Source organism: Corynebacterium sp. MSK047 (genome assembly GCF_030232285.1).
Lineage (GTDB): Bacteria > Actinomycetota > Actinomycetes > Mycobacteriales > Mycobacteriaceae > Corynebacterium > Corynebacterium jeikeium_D.
Genome location: NZ_JASPJI010000043.1, coordinates 1 through 3,713 on the forward strand (window position 1 = coordinate 1; position 3,713 = coordinate 3,713).

The window sequence follows — 3,713 nt, forward strand, 5'->3', positions numbered from 1 at the left end:
TGCATCCCAAACTCACCCTCTTCCCGGTAGCGGCCTGCCCATTTCCGGGCAGTGATCGGGGAGACCATGAACATCTTGGGGGCGTTTGCGGGAGGGGGCGGAATCCTACGCTAAGGCTTTGGCCAGCGATATTCTCCGGTGAGATTGATGTGTTCCCATCCGAGCGGCGAAACATGGGCCAAGAGATCGGGCGATAGCAGCTTTCCATCGCGTTTCTGGTTTGCAACGACCTCGCCGAGCTTCATGGTGTTCCAGAAGATGATGATGGCGGCGAGCAGATTCATGCCGGCGATGCGGTAATGCTGGCCTTCGGCGGAACGGTCGCGGATTTCACCGCGGCGGTGGAAGCTGATTGCCCGCTTCAGCGCATGATGAGCTTCGCCTTTGTTGAGCCCGATCTGGGCACGCCGTTGGAGTTCGGCATCCAGAATCCAGTCGATCATGAACAGGGTGCGCTCGACGCGACCGACTTCCCGCAGGGCTGTCGCGAGCTCGTTCTGCCGCGGATAGGAGGCGAGTTTCCGCAGAATCTGGCTTGGCGCGACGGTCCCGGCAGCAATGGTGGCGGCGATGCGCAGGATGTCGGGCCAATTGCGCTCGATCATGGCTTGGTTGACCTTTCCGCCGATCAACGCTCGCAGGTGCGCCGGGGCGGCCGACGGATTGAACGCGTAGAGCCGTTTGGATGGCAGGTCGCGGATGCGCGGAGCGAACCGGTAGCCGAGAATGGCACATGCGGCAAAGACGTGATCGGTGAAGCCGCCCGTGTCGGTGAACTGCTCGCGGATATGGCGTCCAGCATCGTTCATCAGCAGGCCATCGAGGATGTAAGGCGCTTCGCTTGCCGTTGCAGGAATCACCTGGGTTGCGAACGGCGCATATTGGTCGGAGACGTGGCTATAGGCTTTCAGGCCCGGGGTATTGCCATATTTCGCGTTGACCAGGTTCATGGCCTCACCTTGCTCTGTAGCGACGAAGAACTGTCCGTCGCTCGAAGCCGACGTGCCCATGCCCCAGAACCGGGCCATGGGTAACGCTGCCTGTGCCTCGACCACCATGGCCAGCGCCCGGTCATAGGCTTCGCCCTCGACATGCCACCGTCCAATGCGGATCAATTCCCAGAAGGTGTGGGTGTTTGTCGCATCCGCCATTTTGCGCAAGCCGAGGTTGATCCCTTCCGCCAAGATAACGTTCATTAGCCCGATCCGGTCAGCGCAGGGTGCTCCTGTGCGCAGATGGGTGAACGCTTCGGTGAAGCCGGTCGCCGCATCCACCTCCAGCAGGAGATCGGTGATGCGCGTGGGCGGAATCTGCTTGTAGAGATCGAGCACCAGATCTTCGGCGCCTGTCGGCGCGGCGGCTTCGAGTTTCTCGATATGCAGAACGCCGTTTTCAATCGACCCGCCCGGGATCGTGCCTGCGCGAGCGGCACGGCCAAGCTCGCGCAACCGCATGTCGAGGCGAGCTTGCCGGTCTGCCAGCCATTCCTCCGGCCGCAATGGCACAGCGAGACGACCGCCTTCCGCGATGGCTTGTGCCGGAACGAGTGCGTGTTTCAGATCGCCATAGCGCCGGGACCTAGTAAGCCAGACATCTCCGGAGCGGAACGCATCGCGCAGATGGAACAGCACCGCGATCTCCCATAGGCGAGCGTCGCCAGCCCTCTGGGCCCGAAGGTGGCGATGCCATTTCGAGCTGGGCCGCAAGAAGCTGGTCATCGCGGCATCGTTCAAACCGGTACGAAGGGCCGTCACCGCTTCCAGAAGCGGCAGTGCAACGGGCGCAGCTCGCAGATCGAGCAGGCGCAACATGCGTGGAGCGTATCGGCGGAAGCGGTGATAACCGTCGAGCACATGATTGAGCGGATCGTCGGCCATGGTGGCGGTCAGCCTGGTTGCCATTGCAACAAGGGTTTTTAAGCCGTCCCACCCTGACCCACTCGCGATGACATCGCCCAGCGGCTGGCCATCATCCTGTGCATCGACCAGGGCGCCCCCGATCTCGGCGAAGGATTTCAGGGTGTCACGCACCACCCCCGCTTCGTCTGCGACCTTTGCATGGCAAATACGCTCCGAAGCACGGTAGAGACGGCCGACGATCCGGTCGTGGGTTTCGACCACTGCGTCGGCCAACATCGCCTGCCATTCCGAGACGCAAACAGCCAAGATCGCAAGCCGCCTGTCCTCCGGGAGATCGCGCATGCCGTCGGCATAATACCGTTCACCCTGCCTGCGCAGACGAGTCACCCGATGGGCAGGAACGCCGGCAAGCAGATCCTCGGGGAGATCGACGCGTTGCAGATATTCGAGCCGGTCGAGCAGCCGGTTGGCCGACGAAGAGTTCGAGCCAGGCTCGAACTGGCGCAGCCACACAAAACGGGTCACCCGATCATCAGCCGTCTCCTCGAGCAATGCCAGCAACTGTTCTCGGATCGACATAGGCAGCCGACTGGCGATCCTCGTCTCGATGCGTCGCTCGGCATCGACGAGAGCCGCGGCACAAAGCCGCTCGATCGTGGATGTCGCGGGAAGGACAGTGCGGGTGCGTCGGCACTCGGCTACGAAGCGACGGGCGATATCCTCGTTCGACACCGCCATCTCGGCTTCTCGGAACAACCATTCCTTCAGCTCGCTCGCACCACGTCCGGAGAAGGTGCGGAAGCCGTAGAGCCCCCGTAACTCGGCAAGATGCTCGTGCCGTGTTTCCTCGCGGGCAGCATAGTCTACGAGATCGTCGGCACCCAGGCCAAGCTGCGCTCCGATAAATTCGATGACCTCTGCAGGGATCAGTTCGCCTGGAGCCAGCACCCGGCCGGGATAGCGCAGGACACACAATTGCAGGGCGAAGCCGAACCTGTTGTGAGCGCGCCGACGCAGCCTGATATGCCCAAAGTCTTCATCACTCAGCGTATAGTGCTTGAGCAAATCCGTCTGTGAAGTCGGCAAGCGCAACAGCGCGTCTTTCTGCCGATCGGTTAGAGTGACGCGACGCGGCATACATGTTCCTTTTTCAAAATCTGATAGCGTTCAAGACGCTTTGTTTATGAAGCTGGTTGAGATACATTTCCAGAGGTCAATGCAATCGTGGCCGAAGCGCCGCCTCAAACCAACGTTTGTGATACATGCTGATCGGATATGCCCGCGTCTCCAAAGCCGATGGCTCGCAGTCTCTCGACCTGCAGCACGACGCCTTGCGCGCCGCAGGTGTCGAACGGGACAATATCTATGATGATCTTGCTTCCGGCGGTCGTGATGATCGCCCTGGCTTGACTGCCTGCCTCAAGTCATTGCGTGACGGCGATGTGCTGGTGGTCTGGAAGCTCGATCGCCTCGGACGATCGCTTGCCCATCTGGTCAACACGGTGAAGGAGCTGTCAGACCGCAAGATCGGCCTGCGGGTTCTGACTGGAAAGGGCGCTCAGAGGCACTGTTGCAAAGTTAGCGATGAGGCAGCCTTTTGTCTTATTCAAAGGCCTTACATTTCAAAAACTCTGCTTACCAGGCGCATTTCGCCCAGGGGATCACCATAATAAAATGCTGAGGCCTGGCCTTTGCGTAGTGCACGCATCACCTCAATACCTTTGATGGTGGCGTAAGCCGTCTTCATGGATTTAAATCCCAGCGTGGCGTTGATTACCCGTTTCAGTTTGCCATGATCGCATTCAATCACGTTGTTCCGGTACTTAATCTGTCGGTGTTCAACGTCAGACGGGC

General features: G+C 60.2%; 3 protein-coding genes. 1 reads left to right on the forward strand and 2 read right to left on the reverse strand.

All coding sequences use genetic code 11. From position 1 onward, the window contains the following. Positions 1–110: 110 nt before the first annotated feature. Positions 111–2,996 (reverse strand): Tn3 family transposase, encoded by a 2,886-nt coding sequence (locus tag QP981_RS11045; protein ID WP_011116984.1) that lies wholly within the window; start codon positions 2,994–2,996, stop codon positions 111–113. Positions 2,997–3,121: 125 nt separating this feature from the next. Here QP981_RS11045 and QP981_RS11050 point away from each other — a divergent pair, with 125 nt between their 5' ends. Continuing rightward, positions 3,122–3,529, forward strand: coding sequence for a recombinase family protein (locus tag QP981_RS11050; protein ID WP_012360777.1), 408 nt, complete (start codon positions 3,122–3,124; stop codon positions 3,527–3,529). On the opposite strand, the gene QP981_RS11055 is transcribed toward QP981_RS11050, so the two are convergent. Beyond that, positions 3,475–3,713: DDE-type integrase/transposase/recombinase (locus QP981_RS11055; RefSeq protein ID WP_284858018.1), on the reverse strand; the 239-nt coding region annotated here is incomplete at its 5' end. The genes QP981_RS11050 and QP981_RS11055 overlap by 55 nt on opposite strands.

Bases quoted from the DNA above. Each gene is read 5' to 3' on its own strand.
- QP981_RS11050 (WP_012360777.1), top strand. From the start codon at position 3,122: ATGCTGATCGGATATGCCCGCGTCTCCAAAGCCGATGGCTCGCAGTCT.
- QP981_RS11045 (WP_011116984.1), bottom strand. From the start codon at position 2,996: ATGCCGCGTCGCGTCACTCTAACCGATCGGCAGAAAGACGCGCTGTTG.